This window comes from Nocardia sp. XZ_19_369, from assembly GCF_015355715.1.
Lineage (GTDB): Bacteria > Actinomycetota > Actinomycetes > Mycobacteriales > Mycobacteriaceae > Nocardia.
Window position 1 is genome coordinate 116,957 of the sequence record NZ_JACVED010000002.1, and the last position, 23,786, is coordinate 140,742.

Annotated in this window: 22 protein-coding genes; 13 read left to right on the top strand and 9 right to left on the bottom strand. The window is 63.9% G+C overall.

The window, feature by feature from the left end; genetic code table 11:
- Window positions 1–24: 24 nt before the first annotated feature.
- Window positions 25–2,613: a rifamycin-inactivating phosphotransferase gene (gene rph, locus IBX18_RS06800; RefSeq protein WP_194832878.1), complete on the bottom strand. Its 2,589-nt coding sequence runs from the start codon at window positions 2,611–2,613 to the stop codon at window positions 25–27.
- Between the two features lie 411 nt (window positions 2,614–3,024).
- Here rph and IBX18_RS06805 point away from each other — a divergent pair, with 411 nt between their 5' ends.
- A complete protein-coding gene (locus tag IBX18_RS06805) occupies window positions 3,025–3,924 on the top strand; it encodes an acetoacetate decarboxylase family protein (RefSeq protein WP_194832879.1) in 900 nt (299 codons plus the stop codon).
- Between the two features lie 87 nt (window positions 3,925–4,011).
- Entirely contained in the window at window positions 4,012–5,556 is a 1,545-nt protein-coding gene (locus IBX18_RS06810) for a GMC oxidoreductase (protein ID WP_194832880.1), read from the top strand.
- Window positions 5,557–5,950: 394 nt separating this feature from the next.
- Here the strand turns inward: IBX18_RS06810 and IBX18_RS06815 are convergent, their stop codons facing one another.
- Together IBX18_RS06815 and IBX18_RS06820 are read right to left on the bottom strand one after the other, a co-directional pair.
- The gene (locus IBX18_RS06815; RefSeq protein WP_194832881.1) at window positions 5,951–7,156 is read right to left on the bottom strand and encodes a glycoside hydrolase family 76 protein; all 1,206 of its coding nucleotides are present in this window, start codon (window positions 7,154–7,156) and stop codon (window positions 5,951–5,953) included.
- A gap of 109 nt (window positions 7,157–7,265) precedes the next feature.
- Window positions 7,266–8,126 (bottom strand): SGNH/GDSL hydrolase family protein, encoded by an 861-nt coding sequence (locus IBX18_RS06820; RefSeq protein WP_194832882.1) that lies wholly within the window; start codon window positions 8,124–8,126, stop codon window positions 7,266–7,268.
- A gap of 100 nt (window positions 8,127–8,226) precedes the next feature.
- Between IBX18_RS06820 and IBX18_RS06825 the strand changes: the two genes are divergently transcribed.
- The 8 genes from IBX18_RS06825 to IBX18_RS06860 all read left to right on the top strand — a co-directional run bounded on the left by IBX18_RS06825 (window position 8,227) and on the right by IBX18_RS06860 (window position 16,927).
- The gene (locus IBX18_RS06825) at window positions 8,227–8,796 is read left to right on the top strand and encodes a QsdR family transcriptional regulator (protein ID WP_228540577.1); all 570 of its coding nucleotides are present in this window, start codon (window positions 8,227–8,229) and stop codon (window positions 8,794–8,796) included.
- Between the two features lie 147 nt (window positions 8,797–8,943).
- Window positions 8,944–9,528 (top strand): dihydrofolate reductase family protein, encoded by a 585-nt coding sequence (locus IBX18_RS06830; protein ID WP_194832883.1) that lies wholly within the window; start codon window positions 8,944–8,946, stop codon window positions 9,526–9,528.
- Between the two features lie 883 nt (window positions 9,529–10,411).
- Window positions 10,412–11,455, top strand: coding sequence for a ParB/RepB/Spo0J family partition protein (locus IBX18_RS06835; protein WP_194832884.1), 1,044 nt, complete (start codon window positions 10,412–10,414; stop codon window positions 11,453–11,455).
- A 290-nt stretch (window positions 11,456–11,745) separates the two neighbouring features.
- Entirely contained in the window at window positions 11,746–12,624 is an 879-nt protein-coding gene (locus IBX18_RS06840) for a CoA ester lyase (protein WP_194832885.1), read from the top strand.
- Entirely contained in the window at window positions 12,625–13,860 is a 1,236-nt protein-coding gene (locus IBX18_RS06845; RefSeq protein WP_194832886.1) for an aminotransferase class I/II-fold pyridoxal phosphate-dependent enzyme, read from the top strand.
- Between the two features lie 23 nt (window positions 13,861–13,883).
- Entirely contained in the window at window positions 13,884–14,414 is a 531-nt protein-coding gene (locus IBX18_RS06850) for a MaoC family dehydratase (protein ID WP_194832887.1), read from the top strand.
- A gap of 156 nt (window positions 14,415–14,570) precedes the next feature.
- Window positions 14,571–15,542: an ornithine cyclodeaminase family protein gene (locus IBX18_RS06855; RefSeq protein ID WP_194832888.1), complete on the top strand. Its 972-nt coding sequence runs from the start codon at window positions 14,571–14,573 to the stop codon at window positions 15,540–15,542.
- On the top strand, window positions 15,539–16,927 hold the full coding sequence (locus IBX18_RS06860) for an MFS transporter (RefSeq protein WP_194832889.1): 1,389 nt from the start codon (window positions 15,539–15,541) through the stop codon (window positions 16,925–16,927). The genes IBX18_RS06855 and IBX18_RS06860 overlap by 4 nt, the downstream gene beginning before the upstream one ends.
- A 141-nt stretch (window positions 16,928–17,068) precedes the next feature.
- Here IBX18_RS06860 and thiL read toward each other — a convergent pair whose 3' ends face one another.
- Both thiL and IBX18_RS06870 read right to left on the bottom strand, forming a co-directional pair.
- Window positions 17,069–18,118: a thiamine-phosphate kinase gene (gene thiL, locus IBX18_RS06865; protein ID WP_228540673.1), complete on the bottom strand. Its 1,050-nt coding sequence runs from the start codon at window positions 18,116–18,118 to the stop codon at window positions 17,069–17,071.
- Between the two features lie 2 nt (window positions 18,119–18,120).
- Entirely contained in the window at window positions 18,121–18,705 is a 585-nt protein-coding gene (locus IBX18_RS06870; RefSeq protein WP_194832891.1) for an HIT domain-containing protein, read from the bottom strand.
- A gap of 435 nt (window positions 18,706–19,140) precedes the next feature.
- On the opposite strand from IBX18_RS06870, the gene IBX18_RS06875 reads away from it, so the two are divergent.
- Both IBX18_RS06875 and IBX18_RS06880 read left to right on the top strand, forming a co-directional pair.
- Window positions 19,141–19,764 carry a hypothetical protein gene (locus IBX18_RS06875; protein WP_194832892.1) on the top strand — a complete coding sequence of 208 codons (624 nt, stop codon included), beginning with the start codon at window positions 19,141–19,143 and terminating at the stop codon, window positions 19,762–19,764.
- A gap of 1 nt (window position 19,765) precedes the next feature.
- The gene (locus tag IBX18_RS06880; RefSeq protein WP_194832893.1) at window positions 19,766–20,371 is read left to right on the top strand and encodes a class I SAM-dependent methyltransferase; all 606 of its coding nucleotides are present in this window, start codon (window positions 19,766–19,768) and stop codon (window positions 20,369–20,371) included.
- On the opposite strand, the gene IBX18_RS43380 is transcribed toward IBX18_RS06880, so the two are convergent.
- Window positions 20,368–20,886, bottom strand: coding sequence for an HIT domain-containing protein (locus tag IBX18_RS43380; protein ID WP_194832894.1), 519 nt, complete (start codon window positions 20,884–20,886; stop codon window positions 20,368–20,370). The genes IBX18_RS06880 and IBX18_RS43380 overlap by 4 nt on opposite strands.
- 138 nt (window positions 20,887–21,024) lie before the next feature.
- Here IBX18_RS43380 and IBX18_RS06890 point away from each other — a divergent pair, with 138 nt between their 5' ends.
- Window positions 21,025–21,714: a d(CMP) kinase gene (locus IBX18_RS06890; protein WP_194832895.1), complete on the top strand. Its 690-nt coding sequence runs from the start codon at window positions 21,025–21,027 to the stop codon at window positions 21,712–21,714.
- 23 nt (window positions 21,715–21,737) lie between these two features.
- Here the strand turns inward: IBX18_RS06890 and IBX18_RS06895 are convergent, their stop codons facing one another.
- The 3 genes from IBX18_RS06895 to IBX18_RS06905 form a co-directional block, all read right to left on the bottom strand.
- Window positions 21,738–22,010, bottom strand: coding sequence for a hypothetical protein (locus IBX18_RS06895; RefSeq protein WP_194832896.1), 273 nt, complete (start codon window positions 22,008–22,010; stop codon window positions 21,738–21,740).
- Between the two features lie 152 nt (window positions 22,011–22,162).
- Window positions 22,163–22,846 (bottom strand): DUF2306 domain-containing protein, encoded by a 684-nt coding sequence (locus IBX18_RS06900; protein ID WP_228540578.1) that lies wholly within the window; start codon window positions 22,844–22,846, stop codon window positions 22,163–22,165.
- A 55-nt stretch (window positions 22,847–22,901) separates the two neighbouring features.
- Complete coding sequence (locus IBX18_RS06905; protein ID WP_194832898.1) at window positions 22,902–23,708, bottom strand: SDR family NAD(P)-dependent oxidoreductase; 807 nt, start codon at window positions 23,706–23,708, stop codon at window positions 22,902–22,904.
- Window positions 23,709–23,786: the final 78 nt, after the last annotated feature.

The following is a 23,786-nucleotide window of genomic DNA, read 5'->3' on the forward strand; positions in this document are numbered from 1 at the left end:
CGGGCGTCGGGAGCGCACGTCCCGTTACGACAGGACCTCGACGTATCCGTCCGTGCCGTTCACGCGGATGCGCTGCCCGTCGCGGATCAACTCGGTGGCGTGCTCCACGCCGACAACGGCGGGCAGACCGTACTCGCGGGCGATCACCGCGCCGTGCGTCATCAGGCCGCCGACTTCGGTCACCAGACCTTTGATCGCGACGAACAACGGCGTCCAACTCGGATCGGTGTAGGCGGTGACCAGGATGTCGCCCGCCGCGAGATCGGCCTGCGCGATGTCGGACAGGACGCGGGCGCGGCCCTCGATCGTCCCGGCGGACACCGGCATACCGGGCAGCGCACCCGATGGCAGGTCCGCGCGTCGATATGTACCAGTGAGGGCCGCACCGTCGGAGGTCAGCACGCGCGGCGGGGTGAGTGCCTGAAACGCGCGGAACTCGTCTCTGTGCTCGTCGATGAGCTCGGCACTCGCGCGCTGGGTGCTGACCACCTCGCGGAGCTCATCGAATCTCAGATAGAAGATGTCGTCGGGCGCACGAAGAACACCGGCCGCCACCAGGCGCTCGGCCTCACGCAACAGGGCCTGCTTGTAGACGAAGTAGCGGCTGATCATCCCGTACTTCGGATACTCCCGATACCCGGAGAACGTCCGTACGCGGTCGATCATCCGCTCGGTCTCTTCCGCCTTCTGCGCGCCATCCGGCAAGGCGCGCAAGCGTTTCAGGAGTTGCTCTTTCTTCTGCTCGGCGTCGCGCAACCCCTCCTCGAAGCGCTGCCTGCCCGCGCCGGGCCCGAAGTTCTTGATATTGCCGAGAATTGTCGGCACGAGGGTGCTGGGGCTTTCGCTCCAGCGTGGCCTGGTGATGTCGATCTCGCCGGCACAACGCATGCCGTACTTGTCGAGGAAGTCCTCGATCGCGGCTCGTGCCTCGTGGCCGCCGGGATATTCGGCCAGCTCGTCCAGGAAGTCGTCTTTCGCGTGCTGCAGGTAGGCCACCACGTCGGGATGCGGGCGGATGACATCGGCGACGTCCAGCAGTGCCAGGCCCATCTCCGATGTCACGTTTCCCGGCACCGATTGGGTGAGCGCATCGGCGGCGTTCTTCTCGCCCAGCCATTCCCGCAGCCGATCGTTGAGCCACTCGGAGGCGTCCATCGCGGCGGTGATCACCTGTAAACCGCGCGGTGTGAACAGGACTCGGCGCAGCTCCTGGATATCGGCTTGGATGAAGTCGAGCAGCGCCGGTCCGGACTCGGTCCGGATGTCGCGTTTCAAGGCGGTGAGGGAGGCCTCGCTGTCCGCGATCAGCTCGGTGACGATGTCGGGATCGGTCTCGATGGCCGGGGGTGTGGCCGGGGGCGGCGGTGCTTGGGCTGAATCTTCTTCCGGCACTTGGCGAACGAAGTCGCGGTCGATTACGGCTTGCAGCGCGTCCCCGATCAGGGGATCGGACTTGCCGAGTGCCGAGACCAGTCCGGAGCTGGTTGCCGGCGACGACAGTGCTGTGGTGACATCTACGAACAATCGGCCGCCCGCGTCCCGCATGGGTGCCCGGCTGGTGAGCTGCCACAGCGAGATGCCCAGGGGCTTCATCGCATCGGTCATCATCTGCTGGTGGCCGACCGATACGTAGACGCGGTTCTCCTCGTCGGCGGCTATGGGAATTGGGAACAGTGTGGTGATCGGCCTGCTCTGCACGATGCGGATATCCGCGCCGTCCAGACACCATTCGATGTCCTGTGGGCTGCCGAAATGTGCTTCGATACGGCGGCCCAGTTGTGCGAGCCGCAGCACCTCGGCGTCGGAGAGCACCGGTTCGTTGCGGTGCTCCTCGGCGATCTCCCGCACCTGTGTTCCGCCTGCCGGTGCCGGCTGTACAGCGAGTTTCTTGGTGGCGATCGTGCTGCTGATGATGGTGTTGTCGCGAACCTGGTAGGCGTCGGCGTTCACGAGGCCGGACACGAGGGCCTCGCCCAGGCCGAAGCCCGCATCGATGGAGACGACGGTCCGGTCGGAGGTGAGCGGGTCGGCGGTGACCAGGATGCCCGCGGCGCGCGGGAACACCATCCGTTGCACGACCACCGCCATGCGAATCGCTTTGTCACCGAATCTGTTTCGTAGGCGGTAGGTGACGGCCCGCTCGGTGAACAGCGAGCCCCAGCAGCGGCTGACGTGTTCGAGGATCGCTGCGGATCCCACGATATTGAGATAGGTGTCCTGCTGGCCTGCGAAGGACGCGGTCGGCAGATCCTCGGCCGTCGCGCTGGAACGGACCGCGTAGGCGTCCTCCGCGCCGAGCCGGGCGTGCGCGCCGATGATCTCGGCGGCGATGTCTTCCGGAATGGTGAGTTCTTCGATCGCGCATCGGATCTGCGCGCTCAGCACGCGGATCGCTTCTTGATCGTGTGGTTCGAGGCGTGACAGCTCATCGATCCGGTCCGCGATCGACGGCGTGCCCGCGACGGTCCGTGCGAAGGCGTCTGTAGATACACAGAAGCCGTCGGGCACCTCGACGCCGTCGATCCGGGAGAGCTCACCGAGGTTCGCACCCTTGCCGCCGACGATCGCGATCTGTGTCCGGTCGATCTCCCCGAAGCCGAGCACATAGGCCATCCCGCTACTCCTCACCTGGTGGTTTCGCATATCGCGAGCGATTATGGACTACAAATCGGCGGCTCATGAGGACCTGGGATCGTGTATAAAATAGAAGGGGAGGGGGACGATGCTTTCGGCCGTGTCGGTACCGGCTGCCTCAGTCTGGCCTGTCGTGGGTGTGAGCTCGAGGTCGTAGTAGCCGTCCACACTTCCGGGCAGATCCGTTGAGGACGCAGTTATCGCTGTGCGGCTGTGGTTTTCATGGATGCAGACTCTTCTGCATCGTCATTATGGCTCCAGCATGTGGTGGAATTTAAGCTCAGCTTCACTCCATCAATCGCCGAACTAATTATCCCGCCTCGATTGGAATTCAGCACTGCATGACGCTGTAGAAACTGTTACGTTCGTTACCCAAGGAAAGGAGTGTGGGTGACTCGCAACACTACGGTGCGTGGACAGGGCCGCCGGTATGCGCCGCGCCGGAATCGTCGGATCGGAAACATCATTGCCGCAGTCCTACTGGCCGGCTTCGCGATGAACACAACGAGTCCGGCCGCGGTCGCCGCGCCGAATCATTGTGAAACGAACGCTTGGGAATCGATAACCTCTACCATTCCGGAGGCGCGGCTGACCGATTCGATGCGGCAGCAGATCCGCAAGGGACCCGATGTCGGGGGATCGTGGGATCTGAGCTCGACCGACGGGTTCGTCATCTGGGCGATGGCGCCCCGGTTGGGCGGGCCGTCGCTGCTGCCGAAGGAAGTCGCCGACGGCGCGCTGCCGCTGGCGAAATATGGCTTCGCCACCAGGTATTCGAACACACCCGTCGGTCCCTACAACGAGATCACCGGGATGCTGTCCTACGCGCGCCTGCGCAACCCCGGCATGTTCGCGCACTCACCATTCATGGTGGTGGACAGCCCGGAGACCGCGAAGAACGGACGTAACAACTGGGGTTTCCCGAAGTCGCTGGCCGACTTCGTCGGGACCCCGCGCATCGGGGAAACGCTCACCGCCAGTGGTGAAGGCTGGTCGGTGTCGGTGTCCTCGAAGCCACTGCTCTTCGATATCCATATGACGCTCCCCGAATTCCTCGGTTATATCCAGATGCCGGAGCAGATATCGTTCGAACAGCCATCGCCCGCGTGCGGCACGAAGAAGATGCGCAGTCTGCGTCTCGGTGGGATGTCGGGGTCGGTGCAAGTCGCGCTGATCACCGTGAAAACGGAAGGCAGTGACGAGCTGCGTGCGTTGCTGCCAAGCGGTGTATATCCGGGTGGGTATATCACTTTCGATCATCTGGGTTTCGACAAGCCCGGTATGAATTAGCACATCCCGCAGGACTGATCGGGCGGCAGCGGTGCGCCGCCTGATCAGTCATGCCCAAGTGACGTCTCAGGAGAGGCTCCGATCTCGATGCACCGATCATCGTTGACCCGCCGCACCCTGCTGACCCGTGGGGCGGCGATCGCCGCCGCGACGTGGACTGCTCCGCTACTGCTTCCGGCACGGGCGCGGGCGCAGTCGCGGACGCACCACGACGCGATCGTCATCGGTAGCGGCTTCGGCGGGGCCATCGCGGCGTATCGGCTGGCGACGGCAGGCGTCGATGTCGTCACCCTCGAGCGCGGCCGCGCCTGGTGCCAGAGCGACGACGCGATCGTCTTCGACTCCGCCCTGGACTACCGCGACCCCCGGTGGTTGTGGGAGCCGAAGTTGACCAGGACATCAGGCCTGATGCAGCCCTACCTCGCAGGCTCCGTCGGGATCGCGACCACGGCATGTGTCGGCGGCGGGTCCATCATCTACGCGGGCGCGACGGTGCCGCCGGTCCGCCGGTATTTCGAGAAGATATTTCCGTCGGCACTGAGCTACGACGAACTCGAAACGGTGTACTGGCCAAGGGTTCTCGCGCGCCTGGACGCGACGCACGCACCGGCCGACCTCCTCGGCAGCGCACCCTTCGCGCACGTACGGTCGGCCGACGCGCAGCTGACGCGTGCGGGAATGGTGACCGAGCTGGTGCGGTCCACGTTCGACTGGGACATCGTGCGACAGGTATTCGATCGCCCGGGTGGGCCGCGTACCGCCGACGCAGCGGGGTGCTCCTGGAACAGGAACTCCGCGAAGAAATCCGTGACCCGGAACTATCTCTGCTGGGCCGCCGATCGCCCCAACTGGAGTTTGTTGCCGTTGCGGGACGTGCAGAACATCGCTCGCGAGAACGGCAAGTTCGTTATCGATGTCGCGGTGATCGATGAGGCCGGCGGCAGCGAAACCTACACCTGTAACCACCTTTTCGTCGCTGCCGGCTCCATCGGAACCACTCGTCTGCTGCTCCGGTCGCGGGCACGTGGCGGCCTGCCCGACCTCAACGAGCACCTCGGCACAATGGTCGGCGACAACGGCGACCAAGTGACCTGGCGCGTCGCCGATGAACTGGCCGCCGCAGGCCCGCAAGCAAGCGCGATCGTCACCTCGGCCCTCGTCGACGACGAACCCGACCACCCGCCGATCCGCGTCGAGTCGATCGGTCTCCCCGGACCTCCCGGCGAAGCGCCGATCCTTGCCCAATTGTCGACCACCGCGGACTGGGAGAACCGAGCCTCCTGGACCATGCAAGGCTCCGAACCGACCCTGTCGTTCTCACCGGACAGTTGGCGCGATTCCCTGTCCGCCGCCCTCCGCGTGCACGATCGGGTAGGCGCGACCGCAAGCGCCCTGTCCCGCGCAGGCGGAGCACCTTTCGTCCCCGGAATGTCGCTCACCGCCCACCCCCTCGGCGGCGTCCCGATCGGCCGCGCAACGGACATCGACGGACGCGTAATCGGCTACCCGAACCTGTACGTCATCGACGGATCATTGATCCCGGGCAACTGCGCAGCCGCCAACCCGTCACTCACGATCGCCGGTATCGCGGAACGAGTAATGGATCGAGTGATCGCCGACGTCGTCCGATAGCGTCTCGCAGTTCCAGCGCCGCCGAGATCGGGATGTCCGCCTCATCGAAACCCCTCTGCCGCAGGCTTTTTCATCGTCCGTCCTCGATCGTGTACCGGAAGTTGCGGCGGACGATCGTGACGGTCGAGTCCGAATTGGGGGTTGACGGGTCCGGCTGATCGGCCGGGGTGGCGGTGATGGTCAGCTGGGATGGATCGACTGGATGTCTCTGCGCCAGCGCAATATTCAACTCGTCCCTCGCGGAAGGGCCGCCGTAGCTGCGAAGTGGCATTTCAGCGCGGGCGGTGATCCCACCTTGATTTGGACGGCGTTGATCCACCGGATACTGCTGGTACTGATCCCCTGCGGCGCCGAGACGTTCCTTGTCTCGGCAGGCGGCCGTATTCGCCGTGGCTCAGTACCCCGCAGCGGTGAGCTGATAATCCGCTTCGAGCAGCATCCACCCGCTCAGCTGTACCGAGAGGTCACGGCTGAAGTTCGCCGACGAAGCGGCGGACGAATGCATCAGCTGGGGAAAGACTCCCGAATGCTCGGGCACCGTGACGGGGCGGCCCCAATCCACACCGAACAGCGGTAGCCCGTCCACCTCGGCGCGGTGTTCCCAGGCCGCCCGCGCGGAAGTGTGCACGATCTTCGCGGCGGTGCGATCGCCCAGTGCCAGTGCGGCTTCCGCGAGAAACCTGGCGAGGATGCCCATGAACAACCCGGAGTCGTCCCCGCCGGCCGGTGCGATGACTCCAGTGTGGGTGAGCCCTTTCTCGGCGGCGGCAACCAGGGCTGCCGCGCGCTCGCGATGCTCCGAAGCCCGGGTGCGCACTGCCAGTTCGGTTTCCAGCCCGATGGCCACACCCTGGTTGTAGGTAAGGACCGTGCGCTCTACCCGTCCGCCGGGCTCGTGGACACCGTCGAGGATCAGGCCGGTGTCGGTGTCGCGCAGCCGGGTGTGCAGGAAGTAGGCCAGTTGCCGGGCCCGCGGCAGCTCACCCAACCGGGCCATCGCGAGACCGGTCGGACCGATCGCGGGGGTGTTGTAGTACTTGTCGCCGGACCGCCAGGGCACCGCACCGACGTCCGGGTTCCAGCCATCGATCAACTCGGCGGTCAAGTCGCCGACCGCGTCGCCGAACCGGACACCGAGCAATCGATCCGCGCGTTCGAGCGCCAGCACCAACCACGCCATATCGTCGTAATACCGGTTGGTCCAGCCGGTGATATTGCGCGCCCGAATACCGCGGGCGATGGCGCCGACCCGGGCGATGCGTTCGGGGGTGCGGGCGCGGTACGCGGCGTCCACCGCGCAGTCGACCAGGTGGGCCTGCCACCAGTAGCACCACTTCACGAACGACTCGTCCAGCAGCGACGAGGGCCAGACCAGTGCGCCGAGCCGCACCTGTGGCTGGCCCCAGACTGCGCGCACGTGCCGTTGCACCAGTGCCTGTTCCGCCAGGTCTGCCCGCTGCGCGGGGTCCTCGGGCCCGGCGGACGTCGCCCGAGTGATCGTCACTGCCGCCGTCGGCTGCGCCATGGGGGTGAGCGCGATCGAGGCCCCGGCCGCCATCAGCACTCGGCGTCGGCTGATCCCCGTGTTCCGGCGATCCATTCGCGCGGACTCCCTCTTTTGAGCAACGAGCAGTTGAGCCGGAAACCGTGCAATTAGATGCTATCTCGGAACTACCGGCACGGCGCGGCGTCGACCGCTCGCCGGTGGACTACCGGCGCAGCGTGGCGATGACCTGCCGGGCCTGGTCCTGTGCACCGAGCTCGTTCGGATGAATAGGGGCGGCCAAGTCGGTGGGGACGGGTCCTTCGAGCCATTTCGTGCCCGGCGCCTGGCACATGTCGTGGCCGATGCTGCTGGTGTAGGTGTCCACATAGGTGGCGCCGTGGCTGGTTGCCTGCTCGCGAAGGACTTGGTTGAGCAGTTTGGTCTTCTCCCGCAGGAACGGCACGTCGCCGTCGGAGATCGGGACGATCGGCCAGCAGCCGTTTCCGGTTTCGGGCAGCTGCACCGGATAGCCGATCAACAGCACTTGGGCCTTCGGCGATCGCCGGTGGACACCGTCCAGCACCGCGCCGACTTTGGGGCCGACCGCGCGGACCTGCTCGGCCAGCGTGTCGACGCCGTTTCTGGTGTAGAAGTCCTTGCACGGGGAGCCGTGCGGCACCGATGCGCCCCGCACCGCACAGTTGAAGACGGCCTCGAACGCAGGCACATCGTTGCCGCCGATGCCGACGGTGACCAGTGCGGTGTCCCGCTTCAGCGCCTCGAATTGCGGCGGATTGCCGGTGGGCGATTGGGCGTCGGTCATGGCCTTGGTGGTCGCGCCGATGCAGCTGACATCGGTGAAGGATCCGGGTTTGATCGCAGCGGCGACCAGGCGGGGATAGTTGCGGTCGGCCCGGCCGCAGCGGGGCTCGACCACGGGTAGGAACGCGCCGGCGGTGTAGGAATCACCGAGCGCGACGTAGGACGGGTATGCGGGCGGGGGCGCCGCCGAAACGACCGGCGCGGCAACGGTGCCCGCGACGAGGGTTGTCAGGATGGCCGTGAAAATCGGTCGCTTGTACATCGAAATTCTCCTGTGCATTTCAGTGCGAAGTGTTGTCGGCCCGTGCGATCGGCCGGACTGGGACACTCATTCAATGGTGTCCCATGTCACACTAGGATCGATGACCGCTCGACCGCCAGAGTCCCCAATTCCCCAGTTGACCTCGGTCGATGCGGTGCTGCGCGCCGCCGTGGAAATGTTCCTGCGAGACGGCTGGATCGACGCCAGGGCGCTGGCCGCCGCAGCCGGTATCGGCCGGTCGACGTTGTATCGGCGCTACGGCGACCGCACCCGCATACTCGGCGAAGTAATCTGGGTCATCGCCACCGCAGGATTCGAGGACATCCGCCGGGAGTGCGGTGGTCAGGGTGCGGCCGGAGTCGCCGAGATCGTCCGGCGCAGCTTGCATTTGGCTGCCGGCTACCCGGCCATGCGGACCTTCGTCGCGCAGCACACCGACACCGCACTACGGGTCCTGACTTCCCGCGACGGTGTCATCCAGCGACGGTTCGTGGCTTCCATCGCGCAAGTCATCCGCGAGGACGTCGGCGAGCCCGACGACATCGACGCCCACACCCTCGCCTACGCCATCGTGCGGATCGGGGAGTCCTTCTACTTCCGCGAACTGATCACCGGCGAACCCGACGACATCGATGCGGCGGCGGCGGTCATTCGGCGGCTGCTCGAATAGGTTCGGGCACTGGAATGTGTTGTGGGGGTGTTGGATCCACCAGGCGGAATGGGTGGACTCGATTCCAGGAGTCCGGCAGCGATGAGTTTCGCCGAGGTTTCCGGTCTGTATGGGTACATCCGATCAATCGCACTCGAGGAGAAGCACATGGCCGCTACCTACACCTTCGACGTTTTCACCAGTCTCGACGGCTTCGGCTCTTGCCGCGACGACGGCGACTGGGGCGGCTATTGGGGCAAGCAGGGGCCCGAGCTGCTCGAACATCGCCTTGCGGTGTATGGCGCGGAGCAGCGAATGGTGTTCGGCGCCACGACCTATCGGCAATTCGTGCAGATGGTGGCCACGAGTGCGGCAGATTCCGAGGTGTTCGACCCGTGGGTCACGCGGATGTGGAATCTGCCGGCCACGGTGGTGTCGCGCACGCTGGAAGGACCGCTCGACCGGCCGGACGCGACGGTGGTCAGTGGTGATGCGGTCGACGTTGTCGCTCGGCTCAAGGAGGAATCCGCGGTGCCGTTGCGCTCGCACGGCAGCTTGTCGATGAACCGGGCGCTGATGGCTGCTGGTCTGGTGGACCGCGTCCATGTGACGGTCTTTCCGGTGATCACCGGTCGGACGGGAACGGACCCGATTTTCCAGGGCGCTGCCGACTTCGACCTCGAGTTGCTCGAGAGTCGAACGCTCGATGGGCGCACTCAAGAGCTTATTTACCGGCCCACGTTGCATAGCTGAGTCGATATAGCGGACTGAGGATTACGTCGGTGGCTACGAAGAATTGTTGCTGATCGGCGTCATTGCGAATCGGGGAAGGAAACGACGAAATACCTGGGGTCGTCGCCATCAGTCACATTATGGCGGCGCCCCGGAGGGGTCGTCATGCCCAAGGTTGTGGGGGATTGCGCACCGAGGTGCTCGGCGGGCAGTTGGGGTGTGAACGAATCCTGTTGGGGCGCAGTGAAACCCGCAGCAGATTCGGGCGCCCCGGGTGTTGACGTTGCGACCACTCGTGTGACCCTACTGTAGGGGTTGCCACTCACAGCCGTCCTGCTGTAGCCCAAAGGTGTTGGCCAGCAAAGGAAGCGGGTTGTAGTCAGTACCCCGGCGCCGATGCAGATGGCCCTGTGCAAGGCGGCTTGCGCAGGGCTAACACCCTTGTTAGGCAGAGTGGTTGACAAGCGACGCCGGGCCTGGCAACTTGGCGAGCGCCGGTCGTTTGTATCGCCTGAGCGACCATCGGCTCGGGGAGGACAAGCTGTGGAACTCGGAAGTCTCCGTCTTTATCCAGCCGTCGCCGAACATCATAACGTCGGCATGGCTGATAAATGGCTGTCCCGTCGCGTGCTGGAAAGTGGTCTCGGCGGCGCGATGCGGTCGAGCTTTTTTCACTTGGAAACGATTAGGGTGATAAATGTGCCCGACCGGCCGTCTCTTCCGGCTACGGGTGGTCCATGACCGGCACCACGGCTTAGGCAACTCTCGGCAGCACACGCGACGGCCCGCCCGGCATCGTCATCGCTCAGGGGACCGCTGCTGTGGCCGCAACTATGGATCCGCAGGGGGATTCTCAATGAGCAACGAAATGAATGCTGGTTCGTCCACAGACAGAACCCGTTCGGTGCTGGACACAATCCAGGGACTGCCGCACTGCTCGAACATCGTCGACCTTCCGATCTCCGCGGTGTTACCGGCGGACGCGCCGCCGCGAACAGCGGGCCTGAACACCGGTCACATACGCATGCTTGCCGACTCGGCGACCGCGCTGCCGCCGATCGTCGTGCATCGGGCAACGATGCAGGTGGTCGACGGCTGGCATCGGCTGCGCGCGGCCGAGCTGCGCGGCGACACGAGCATCGCGGCGGTGCTCTTCGACGGCGGCCTCGCCGAAGCGTTCGTGCTGGCGGTGAAACTCAATGCGGCACACGGCTTGCCGTTGTCGCTGGCCGATCGGAAGGCCGCCGCGCTCCGCATCCTGCAGTCGTATCCGGACTGGTCCGACCGGTCGATCGGCGCCATCACCGGGATCTCGCACAAAACCGTCGGCGCGATCCGCACCCGGTCGACTGGGAAATCTACCCAGTCGACCGGCCGGATCGCGCGTAACGGCGTGCTGCATCGGTCGGCCGGGCGACAGGGGCGCCAACGAGCTGCCGAACTGTTCGCGCTCGACCCGACCGCATCGACGCGGAAGGTGGCCTCGGCAGCGGGCATCTCGGTCACGACCGCCAAGGACGTTCGAAGACGGTTGCGGGACGGGACGCAATTGGTGTCGGCCTGCGAATCTGCCGGTGCGACGGCCGCACCCGGGCCGGTGCCCGCACCCGTTCCCTCTGCCGGTGCGACGGCCGCACCCGTGCCGGTGCCCGCACCCGTTCCCACGCCGGTGCGTGCCGGGAACGTTCGGGCGGTCCCGTCGCAGCCGGTCAGCACCGCTGAAGCGCTACAGCGACTGCGCAAAGACCCCTCCATACGCTTCAGCGAATCCGGGCGAAAGCTGTTGCGCCGGTTGGAGACGCCGTTCGACGACGGCGTCGATTGGAAGAGTGTCGTCGGCAGCCTGCCGAATCACTGCACCCGAACCATCGCCGAGCTCGCCCGGCAACGCTCCAGGGAGTGGCAACGGTTGGCGCACCTGCTCGACGAACGGTCATCGGCGGGCTGAACTCGACACGTTCGTTCTGTTGCCACCGCTCGGCTCGTCGATGAGAATTAATGACAGTGGCCAATGGGGGACTGATCGTGCTGGGACCCTGCGGACACTAATTATCTTCCCGTTCGTGCGGCGATGAATAGCACCCGGCACGCAATGGCGGCAGATGTTTCGATCGCTGCCGAATTACCCATCAGATCAGGGGGGCTCATGCCTGTCCAACCAAAACCCATTCGAAGATGGGATCTGATAGCCGGTCGGTCCATGGTGGCCCGGTCGGAAATGCCCGGAGCGGTCGCTCGATGAAGTACACACGCTATTGTCGTTCGTTTCTCTCCACGCCGGCGTTGGCCGAGGGCCGCTACTCTTCGGGGCATCAGGCGGGCGCCGATATGTGCGTCGTCGACCTGGAAGACTCTGTCCCGCCGTGGGATAAAGAGCAGGCGCGATACCAGGCGGAGAAGTTCTTCGCCGCCCCTACGGCGTCGGCCACGCGGTGCGGGGTGCGCATCAATGCGGTGACCGAACCGGACGGCCTGCGGGATCTGCTTGCCATTCAGGAGTATGTCGTCAAGCCGGCCGTGGTGGTCATCCCCAAGGTCGAGTCGGCCCGTGATGTCGAAATCGTGGCGAAGGTGCTCGGCCCGGTATGCCCTGACCTCGAACTGTTCGCCGTGGTGGAGACGCCACGCGGCCTCGAGAACGTCGCCTCGATCGCGGCCGGATCGCGCCGACTACGGGCGCTGATCTTCGGCGCCGCCGACTACTCGTTCGAAGTGGGCGCGCGCCTGTCCTGGGACTACCTGGTGCACGCCCGCGGTTGCGTGGTGAACGCGGCCCGCGCAGCGGAGATCGAAGTTGTCGACGCTCCGGTGTTCGATATCAACGACATCGGTGGTCTGCGCGAGGAGAGCGCGCGGGCCCAAGCCCTGGGATTCAGCGGCAAAATCGCGATACATCCGCGGCAGATCCCGGTTATCAATGAGGTTTTCTCGCCTGACGCAGGCACGTTGGAAAAAGCGAAGCGGATCGTCAGCGCGGGCCTGTCGACCAATCGTCGGATCGCCGTCGTCGACGGCGTGATGATGGGGCTGCCGTTTTTCGAAGCGTCGCGGCGCCTGGTCGAGGATTTTGGAAACGCCAATGAGTCGGCGGTGCCGGCAACTTTCGAGGAGCGATAAATGAGCGCTGGTATCCATGTCGAGCCGAATGTCCTGGGTCCTCGGCGTTATCGAAACAGCGAGAAGATGCTGCAACAGTCCGATCCGGCGTGGCGAGCGGCGGCCGAGGCCGGACTGATCAGTGTGCATGTCGACGCCGAGTCGAACAACCGGCTCGTCGTGCAGGAGACCGGGCACGAGTTCGTGAGTATGTGCTCGAGCGCGTACCTAGGCCTGAACTTTCACCCGAAAGTTATTCAGGGAGCGATCGATTCGCTCGAGGAGGCCAAGGCCACCGGGTTGATGGTGTCGAACGCGCGGATTCGGCACAACCTGCTGGCTCGGCTCGAAGCAGACCTCGGCGAGTTGTTCGGTGCCGACATATTGACCGGAGTCTCGTGCAGCGTCCTGTCTTTCGGCATTCTGCCGTTGCTCGCATCCGGGCATTTGACCGGGGACGGCCCCCGGGTGATGGTGTTCGACCGCCACAGCCACTTCTCGATGGCCTATGTGAAGCCGATCTGCGCCGACGAGAGTCTGGTGCTGACCAGCCCGCACAACGACCTGGACTACTTGGAGGACATCTGCCGCAAGTACCCGCGGGTCGCCTACATCGCCGACGGCGCCTACTCGATGGGTGGGGCGGCCGCATTGGAAGGGCTGGTCGAACTCCAGGACAAATACGGGCTGTTTCTCTACCTGGACGACGCGCACTCGCTGTCCATCGTCGGCGAACGCGGTGAGGGATTCGCCCGGTCGCGCCTGGAGATGAACCCCTTGACGCTCATCGTGTCGACGCTGCACAAGGCGTTCGGCACGGCAGGCGGGGTGGCGATGCTGGGCCGGCCCGAGTGGTTCGGGTTCTTGCAGCGGCACGCGGGTCCCGTGGGCTGGTCGCAGAATATGGAGATACCGATCGTGGGTGCCTCGCTGGCGAGTGCCGCGCTGCACCGCACACCCGAGCTCGGTGAACTGCAACGCACGCTGCAGAGCAACATCGACTACTTCGACGAACTGCTGCCCACCACGTTCGCGGGGAATGGGCTGCCGATCCGCGTGGTCCGGGTCGGCGAGGCGGACAGAGCGGTCGAACTGTCGAAAGAGCTGTACCGGCGCGGCTACTACAGTTCTGCGGTGTTCTTCCCGATCGTCCCGAAGGGCGAGGCCGGCCTGCGGGTGATGATCCGCGCGGACATCAGCCGGGAGCAGATCGCCGACTTCGTCAGCCACGTCAAAGAATTGACCGGAACGCCGTGACGGCTCAGCAGCCTGGAGTCACCATGGACAAACTCGGATTCAGCGGATACCGGCAGGTCGGTGCCCAGCGTTACCGGGAGACACTCGGTTTCCTTTACGAGCAGTTCACCGTGGGGGATGTGTTCGAGCATCGGCCCGGTCGCACCGTCACCGAGATGGACAACGTCCTGATGAGCATGCTCAGCATGAACACCTCACCGCTGCACATCGACGCGGCCTATTGTGAACACACGCAATGGGGTCGGCCGCTGGTGTCCAGCCTCGTGACGCTCAGCATCGTGGGTGGCATGGCAGCCCGCAGTACCAGCGGCCAAGCTATTGCCAACCTCGGCTGGGACAACATCCGGTTGACCGAGCCGGTGTTCGCCGGCGACACGTTGTATGCCGATAGTGAGATCACCGGAAAACGGTTGTCCAAGAGTCGACCTGGCGACGGCATCGTCAGCTGCCGCACAAGGGGGGTGAAGTCGACCGGCGAGGTGGTGCTCACGTTCGAACGAAGTTTCCTGGTGCCGACCCAGGCCACCGGGATCGACGAAAAGACAGGGTACTGAGAACTATTCGGGATTCGCGTGGCTGCTGTGCTGTGCCCAGCGGCCACGTGAATGTTGGCAAGGTGCTGTGGGATCGGTGTGCGTAGCCGGAACGTCGCTCACTGCACGAGGTTTCGCTGTGTGCTGCGCGCAGGACGGACGCTTGGGAGGGCGTAGATGAACAAGGCTGTGGAGTCACAGGAGTTGGCCAGTGCCCCGTCGGGGCCAGTGGGTGACCGCATGCAGCCGATGACCGAGGCGCAGGTGGCTGCTGCCGTCGATCTCCCCGCGCTGGTGGCCGAGCTGGGGGAGTCGTTGCGGGCGGGGCAGCGACATCAGGCGGTGACGCCGATCAAGTTCGTGAGCAAGCGCATGGAGCCGTACAGCGTGTTCGGTGCTATGCCGTCGATCAGCACTGCGCACGGTCTGTTCATCACGAAGGTCGCCGCACTGGTGAAGTTGCCTGGCACCAGGACCATCAATGCTGTCGTCGTCGCATTCGACACGGGCACCGGTGATCTGCGCGCGGTGCTGGATGGTGCGGCGCTGACGGATATCAAGTGTGCGGCGGTCACGGCGCTGGTGACCGATCACTGTGCGATCGGTGACGCGCGCAGGCTCGGTGTGGTGGGTGCGGGAGTTCTTGCCTTGCAACAGATCCGCGGTGTCGCCACGGTGCGCGAGCTGGAAGTCGTCACCGTGTACGGGCGCGACGTCGGCCGCACCGAGGCCTTCGCCGACCGGGCGCGGGCGTTGCTGCCGCGCACGACCGAGGTGCGGGTAGCGCGAGACCTGCGTGCGGCGGTGGAGGGGCAGGATGTCGTCTGTACCGCCACCACGTCGAGCGAGCCGATTCTGGGCGGGTTCGAGCTCCGCGCGCCCGTGCACGTCAACTGTATGGGCGCACATACGCCGCGGTCGCGGGAAGTCAGCACCGAACAACTCGCCGGCAGCGTGGTGATCGTAGAGGACAGGGATAGCGCCGTCACCGAGTCCGGCGAGTTGCACAGCGCCGCTCTGGAACTGGAGGACATGCTCGGCGCCGGGGATGACTTGCGGGCGCAGCGAACGATTTTCAGCTCGAACGGTCATTCCTTTCTCGACCTCGTGACGACCGCCCATGTGCTGGCGTCGGCAAAGCGCCGATGACCGGAACTGTCGTCGCGCCGGTACGACGGTCGCGCCTGCTGCTGGCTGTGCTGCTGCTGGCGATGATCGTGGCACCGATGGCGCAGACTGCCGTCATGCCGATGCTGCCCGCTCTGGCAGGCGAATTCGGCGTATCCGCCTCCGCGGTCAGTTGGGTGATGACCGCGAATCTGTTGGCGGCGGCGGTGGGGACACCGTTGTTCGGCAGGTTGGGCGATCTGCGCGGCCGCAAGCTGGTGCTGATCCTGTGTTTGTCGATCGCGGCAGTGGGTGCGCTGCTGGCTGCGCTCAGCGATTTCTACGGGCTGCTGATTGCGGCCAGGGTGCTCCAGGGTGCCGGAGCGGGCGTGCTGCCGCCTGCGATCAGCGTGATCCGGGCTGAGTTGCCGCCGAAGCGGGTGGCGAGCGGGCTCGCACTGGTCAGCGTCAGCACGGGAGTCGGCGCCGCGTTCGGCATTCTTGCCAGCGGGGTGCTGATGGTGCGGTGGAATTACCAGTCGGTGTTCTGGCTGCTGCTGATTCTCAGCCTGCTCGCGCTGGTTACGGTCGTGTGGGGACTGCCCGCCGACCGGGTTCCCGGCACCGAGCGTGGCGCGGATCCGTGGGGAGCGCTCACGCTGGCTCTGTGGTTGCTGGCGTTACTCATCGCGATCAGCCAGGGCAACACGTGGGGCTGGACGGACTGGGTGGTGCCCGGCTTGCTATGCGCCGCAATGGTATTCGTGATCCTGTGGTGCGTGGTGGAGCGGCGGGTCCGATTCCCGGTGATCGACATGACGCTGCTCACGATGCGCCCGGTCGCGTTCGGCAATATCGCCGCGGCGCTGAGCGCTTTCGGCATGTACGGATCGTTCATCGCCATCAGCAGCCTCGCGCAGACGCCGAGGGAATCCGGTTTCACCACAACGGCATTGGGTGCAGGCCTGATGCTGCTGCCGAGCGCCGCGGGAAACCTGCTCGCGGGGATGACCGGTGGCCTGCTACTCAACAGGTTCGGATCCCGTCCGACACTGGTGCTCGGCGGCATACTCAGCGCGGCCGGAGTGGCTCTCCTCGTCATCAAGCAGAACACGGAACTCGACCTCTACCTGGCCAGTGCGCTGTTCGGTATCGGCACCGGGTTCGCCTTCACCGCGATCCGCGCTTACATCAACGATGCGGTGCCGCTGGACCAGCTGGGCGCTGCCAACGGAATGAACGTGGTGTTCCGCACCATCGGCGCCGCCGCGGGCAGCGCCGTCACCGGTGCCGTGCTCAGCAGCGATCAGGTACTGGGCACCCACTGGCCGACCCAAGCGGCCCACGAAACCGCCTTCCTCATCGCGACCGGCACCTTCCTCGCCACCGCCATCCTTCCATTCCTGATATTGAAACCCCGACGGTGAGCTCATCGGACAGCCAGTGGTGGTCCGATCAGCCAAGCAGGGTTGCTACTGCTGGGCCGATCGCCTTGCGGAGCAGCAAACGTGGCAATTGCCCTAACCCCGCTTGAAGCTGCGGGGTTAGGGCAAGCAGACGGCAAAACTTCAGGTGTGCCGCCACGAGGCACCTGGAATCTCGGTTGTGCCGTGATCGCGCAGCAGGACAGCGCCGGAACCGGAGTCGAGTCGGCCGATGACATGAAGATCCAGTCCGGCCTCCGCGCACTGCTCAGCCAGTGACTTCACTGCGTCCGCGTCGACAGTCGCCACCAGTTCGAAATCGACGGAGTCGCCGAAAACCAGGTCGAGTACATCGCAGTTCAAGCGAGTAGCGGCTACGCGTACCGAGTCATCGATCGGCAAATTTTTCTCTTCGACGACAATGGAGACCTCGCTGGCATGAGCAAGTGTTTCGATTGCGCCTTTAAGTCCATCAGAAGTATCAATGCACCCCGTCACTGCCGGGTTGCGTGCAAAAATTCGGCCGTGTGCCACCCGCGGGCTGACTCGCATCCATTTCGACAGCAAGGCGGAGTATTCATTGCGAGAGATGTCTTCGCCACTGTTGGCGAGCTTCATTGCGCTGCCCGCGAGCCCTGTCGGTCCGGTAACGCAGAGCATCTGGCCTGGCTTGGCACCCGTGCGAGTGAGTAGGTTCGCAGGCTCTACTACGCCGAACGCGCTGGCTGACAAGATGATTCGCTCAGCGCTGCCGATGTCGCCACCGACGTTGAGCGCTCCCGCAGCTCGCGCACCGTCACGTATCCCCTCGATCAGCTCGGTGAAGTCGCTGTCCGGAAGATTCTTCGGGTACCGGACGACCGACAGCAGGCCGAGGGGGATCGCACCCATAGCGGCGACATCGCTGATATTCGCGCCGGCGAGATACCAGCCGATGTCGTAGTTTCTGATGAAGCCTTTCTCGTAGAGGCTGAATTTCGGGCCGCGAACATAATCCGTTCCAGTGACGAGGACTTGAGCGCCATCGAGGAGAAACGCGGCACAGTCGTCCTGTGCTTTGGCGCCCAACAGCAGTTCTGCGGTCGCACCGTTGGACAGGACAGCGCTCAGTGCCTCCTCTCCCATCGTTGGTACGATAATTTCGGCGATCTTGGATGGTTCGTCCAACGGGGTGTCCGTGTTCAATGCGTGCATGGTCACAGCATCACTCCTTCATTGGCGGCGCCTACCGCCCAGCACTGTAAAGTCCGGTGAAAGAACTCGCGTCGTACCACAATCGCCCAGTCGCATTCCTCGGGCGGCATCGCGACGCTCGCTCCAGCTACCACCCTGAGATATTGGTTGATCATGCGATGCTGGGGTCGGGCGACAAAGAATCGGTTTCCGTCTGCGGCAAGATAGTACGGCGACTCTCCGGCGCACAAATCGGCGACTTGCTGCCAACTGTCCAGTATGGAAAGTTCCAGTCCATCACCTGACATGCGTCCGATTATGGGTTCCAAAGCGAGCGGCAGTATGTGTAGATGGGCGTGGCTGATACACGTGGTCGGCATAGTCGCCGTCGATCCGTGCTCGAGGATGGTGAACTCGCCGAAGATGCCTGCATACCGTTGGAGAAATTTGACCAGAAACACTCGGAAGTCACATTCGGCGTCTGCCAGCGTTTGCGCACCGCTGAAGTAGTGCCTGCGCGGACAGACCAGCACGTGACCGACGGTCAGCGGGGATAGATCGACGATTGCTACGCTGTCGGAGGTCTGCGCTAGGTACCGTCCGGTCATCGGAAAGTATGTGCGGGTGAACTCGGTATCTGTTGCTCCAGAAAATTCCGCGCACAGATCCGATCTATCACATGTTTCAGTTGACCCCACCCGATGAGCGTAACAGTCGACTCCCGGCAGCGGTGGCGAAAACTGTTGGGGGCGATAGGGATTGACAAGTCATCTAGCGTGTTAACTCCTCTCGGAGCAAACAGCCCGGTCGTTCTGTGGCGCCGGTCACTCTCTAGGAGTAGCATTCGCGCCCGCGTGTTGATGAAGGTGTCGGGTGCTAGGGAAATCGGCAGGTAACCGAAGGTGAGATCGAGGGCGGCTAGTGCGTGGGACAAAGGTATCGCGACCGCGGCGCTCGCAGCACTGGGAGCGAAGAGTCAAGGGTTCCCTGACCAGCGGGTATGGGACGACGCCACGGACCGGGTTCCTGGATTGATACCGGCGTTGCTGATCATCGCCGCGGTCTTCACCCTGGGTCCGTTCGCCGCCCGGGCGCAGCGAAGCCTGGTACTTCGACGCATCCAACTCGAACGCGAGGTATTCGTCCAGTTCGGCAGAATGATCCGAGAGGCAGACCGGGTGATCCAAGATTTTCAATTCGAGGATCTCGGGTTACACGCCTGGCAGGTGAAGCGGTCAGGATGGTTCCTCCGGAAGAAGCGACTCAGGCGGGTCGCGACCTATCGGTTGGGAGGAAAAATCGTACTTCGCAAGTTCGAGCCGAGGCTTGGGCAGGGTGTCGTCGGCATGTGCTGGAAGCGCAACGCTGAGGCCTCCTTCGACGTTGCAGGGTTGGCCGCACGGGCAACTACCAAGGCCGAATTCGACGCCCTCAGGGCGGCGAAGGGGGAGGAGGCGGTGATGGGATTGGCGTGGGATGAATTCAGCCAGATTTGCCACCGCGGGGCGGTGTTCGCGTCCCCCATCCGCGATGACAACCACAACTTTCGCGGCTGCTTGAGCCTGGATGCGAAAGATCAGTTCGCCGCCATTGCCTCATCAGAGGTACCAGAGCTGCTGAACGAGTTGGCATTACGGATGCAAGCGCACGGATTCGACGAGATGTGAGATGGACCGAGACACCCTGTCCTGGTATGAAAGGCACGCTGAGCACTACATAGCGCGTACCGACTCGTTCGAGTTCTTCGGCGGCCTCGAACAGGATCTGCTGGTGTTCGCCGGCCTGTTGCATCGTGATGTGACGGTGGTTGATCTGGGTTCCGGGGCGGGCAGGGATGCCCGGCTGCTCGCCGAATCGGGGCATGTTGTCATAGCGGTAGATGCAAGTCTCTCCCTGCTCAGGCGATGTATCGTGGCAGCCGGCCCGGCACGGAAGATCTTGGGTATCAACGCCGATCTGCTCGCTTTGCCCTTGGCGCGGGCCTCGGTCGGAGGCATATGGGCATGTGGAAGTTTGCTGCATCTACGTCAGGACGAGATTCCCGCCGTACTGCTGCAATGCTTCGAGATATTGCGGCCAGGCGCTCCGATCGGTGTGAGTATGAAGGAAGGGGTGGGCAGCGAGCGTCGTGACGACGGACGGCTCTTTACGTATACCAGTAAGCTGGAGTTGCAGGATTGGTTGTCTGCGGCCGGTTTCGAGCAAATTTCGATAACCGGACCCTCGCGGAATGAATGGTTGCTGGCTCTCGCTACCAAACCGACGCGGGGTTAACTCCAGGAGTCCGGGTCGCAGTCGGAAAATACCCGACGTATGCCACCGCGTGGATCCGGAACATCTCCATGCCAGCGCGGGATTATATGGAGATGCAGGTGCGGGACGGTGCGACCAGCGGCTGAACCGTCATTGACGCCAATGGTGAAACCGTCGGGTTGGTACATGGCGTCCAATGTGTCACGCATGGATTGTGCGAGGATATGGAGATCTCGCGTTTCCCTGTCGTTCATGTCGAAGAACGATAGAACATGCCGGAACGGCACTATTTCAACGTGTCCCGGACTCGCTGGAAAATTGTCCCATCGGGCATACATGGTGCCACGGCGGCGAACGACAGTATTTATCGCAGGGTCTGCGTGACGGCAGAACAGGCAGGAAGGGTTCGGGACTGACGGGTCATCGGGCCGTACCGAATAATCCGACCGTACGGATTCATGCGGGTAGTCGAGTGGCAGCAGTAGCTGTTGGGACACGATCGGATCCACGGTAACCGCGTGATCGCTACTGGGCATGGCTGACGTCCTACCGTCGTGGTGTCGGCAAAGGGCAGAAGCGTAGCAAAGGCAGGGCAGGCGAATATCGACTCCTCACCCAGCCCCCACGATCGCGCTTCTCCTGGCAAGAAGACCCCGCGAACCTACACTTCTTGTGTGGAAATTCAACCATGTCGCACCCCGAGCCGCCTTGTCGTGGCGGTCGACGGGGGTGTCGCCACCGGCAAGTCTTCGGCGTGTACCGCTGTGGCACAACGACTTCATGTCCCCTACTTCAACGCGGGCTTGCTGTATCGAGCGCTGGCACTGTGGTGTGTCGGTGAGCGGATTGCCTTGGACAACGTTGACGGCAAGGTGGAGAGTGCGGCACGGAACTTTCCAATTGATGTGTCACTGGATAGCGGAACCACGGCGATCTCCTTGGGTGGATCAGACGTTTTCGACCAGCTGAAGACCAGTGAAGTGAGTAGGGCGGTGCCAGAGGTGGCCCGTCATCTGACAGTTCGGGAAGTGATGACCGCGCGCCAGCGGGCGATCGTGCGATACGCCAAGCGCGAGTTCGGTGGTGTGGTGATCGATGGCCGGGACGCGACTACTGTTGTTGTGCCGGACGCCGACGTGAAGATCTTGCTGGTCGCCGACGAGAAGGCACGAGCACGGCGGGTCGGCGCGGGCGAGGGGGTGCTTCCAGCGGCGAAACGCGATGCAGCTGATGGGGCGAGCAGCAATTTCCTGCGTCCGGGATCCGACGTTGCTTTGCTGGACACCAGCGCTCTCGATGTCGGTGAGCTTGTTTCGCGGGTTCTGGCCCTCGTGTTCGAACAGATTGATCTGAGGCATCTATAGGTGATCAAACGTCAGTGGTCGGGTCAGGTCAGGGGTCTTACGCGTACCAGCAGCATGATCGGGCATTCCGGCAGCGTGCTGCCCTCCAGCCACAATTGGGTGCATTCAGTGGGCTGGGTGTGCTCGACGGGGGTGCTGTAACCGGTGTGCTCGAGCGCTATGACGATTCCGCCGATGGTCAGTGCGAGCGCCGCCGCCGCACCGATCAGCGGCCGCAACAGATTCAGTGGTCGCTGCGAGGTGAGCCTGGTGCACCACGCTCGCGTCAGTTGCCATCGTTGCCATAAGCGCCGCATCGGCGATAGTCCACTTATGTCCATTCCACAGTCCTGCCCTCGCCTGTGGGATGAATCGCGATGGGGAACAACATGTTACGTGGCGACACGCCGGGACTGGCCCCAGCTCGATTCGATGCTGGCAACGGTTCGGCATACGCTGCGGCGAGTGATCAGCGGTTCACCGGCTGCGGCAGCCCGGTGAGCGTTGTGTTGCTCCGGCGGATCAACGGGGCCAGCGTGCGCTGGACGATGAAGTACTCGGCGACAAGCACGTTGCCCAGGAGTGATGCCCAGGCGCTGGCGGTATAGATGTCCCGGTATTCCAGCGACGGAATGATTTTCGCCAACTGCGTACCGGTGAGCAGGTAGAGACGTAGCGTCACGGCGGCGAAGGTGAGTGCGTAGTTGCGGATCATCCAGATCCGGTGCAACTGCACCTCGCGGCGCCGGATCGTTCGATAGGCCTGCGCGGCCGAGTACAACCACGCGACCACCAGCAGGTAAAAGGCGACCTGCAACGGGAACCCGCTCGGCGTTACCGCTGCGGCGTACGACGCTGCGGCTGCGGCCGCCACGACTGACACCAGATACACCCGGCCTGCCATCCGGTGCCATTGCGGAAATCGAGTTCGCAACTGCGGCAAGAACTGCCATGGTCCGATGAGCAATGCCAAGCCGGCCGGGGCCGCATGCACCACCAGGCTCACGTAATACCCAGGGATGGTTGTGTCGATCGGCACGGTCGAACCGCCGGTCAGGTACGGCGTTACGAAGAAGACCGCGATGTAGATCGCCAGCACGGCCAGCAGGCTCCACAGGAACCACCACCAGCGCCGGCGGACGGTCCGTGACATGACTGCGGACATAGAAGAATCTCCAATACTGAGAAAAGGCAGCGACCCGCCGGGGTCAGTTGCCCTGCGCTGCAATAGAAACCGTCTGCCATTCGGTCCACGTGGCGAGCCGGGTTTCGTATTCCTCGGTCACGATCCGCAGCGCTTCGTCTCCAAGTAGCAGGCGCAGCGGGGGCTTATCGGCGTCGACCAGAGCAAGGACGGCGTCGCGGGTCGCGCTGGGAACGCCGAAGCGTTGCGCTGCGTAATCGGGATCGGCGCGAACCTGGTCGTACGCCGGATTCTCGGTGGCGAAGGTTGTCAACGTGAATCCGGTGTCGTAGCTGGCGGGTTCGAGCAGGGTGACGTGTATGCCGAAACCCGCGACCTCCGCGGCCAGCGACTGTGTCAACCCTTCCAGCGCCCACTTCGACGCGTTGTACGCTCCGACATTCGGCGATGCCACGATCCCCCAGAGGCTGGAAACCTGGATGATGTGGCCGCTGCCCTGCGCCCGCAGAATTGGCAGCGCCGCCTGCGTAACCCACAGCGTGCCAAGGAGATTCGTCTCCAACTCGGCCCTGATCTGCTGCTCGGTGAGCTCTTCGACCATGCCGAACTGCATGAACCCGGCATTATTCAGCACCACATCGAGCCGCCCGAAATGCCGCGCGGCCTGCTCGACTGCGGCGAAATCAGCGGCCCGGTCGGTCACTTCCAATGACAACGGCAGGAACGTTTCCGGGAATGCTGCGGCCAGATCGGCCAATGCGGCGATGTCGCGAGCGGTTCCGGCCACCCGATCGCCTCGTTCCAGCGCGGCCGAAGCCCACTCCCGGCCGAGTCCCCTCGACGCCCCGGTAATCAACCACACCTTGCTCACGTGACCTGCCTCTATCCGTCCGACTCAATTGAGCTAACGCCCGTAAGGCTACGCCTGTAATTCGAGCTGAGGCAAGAG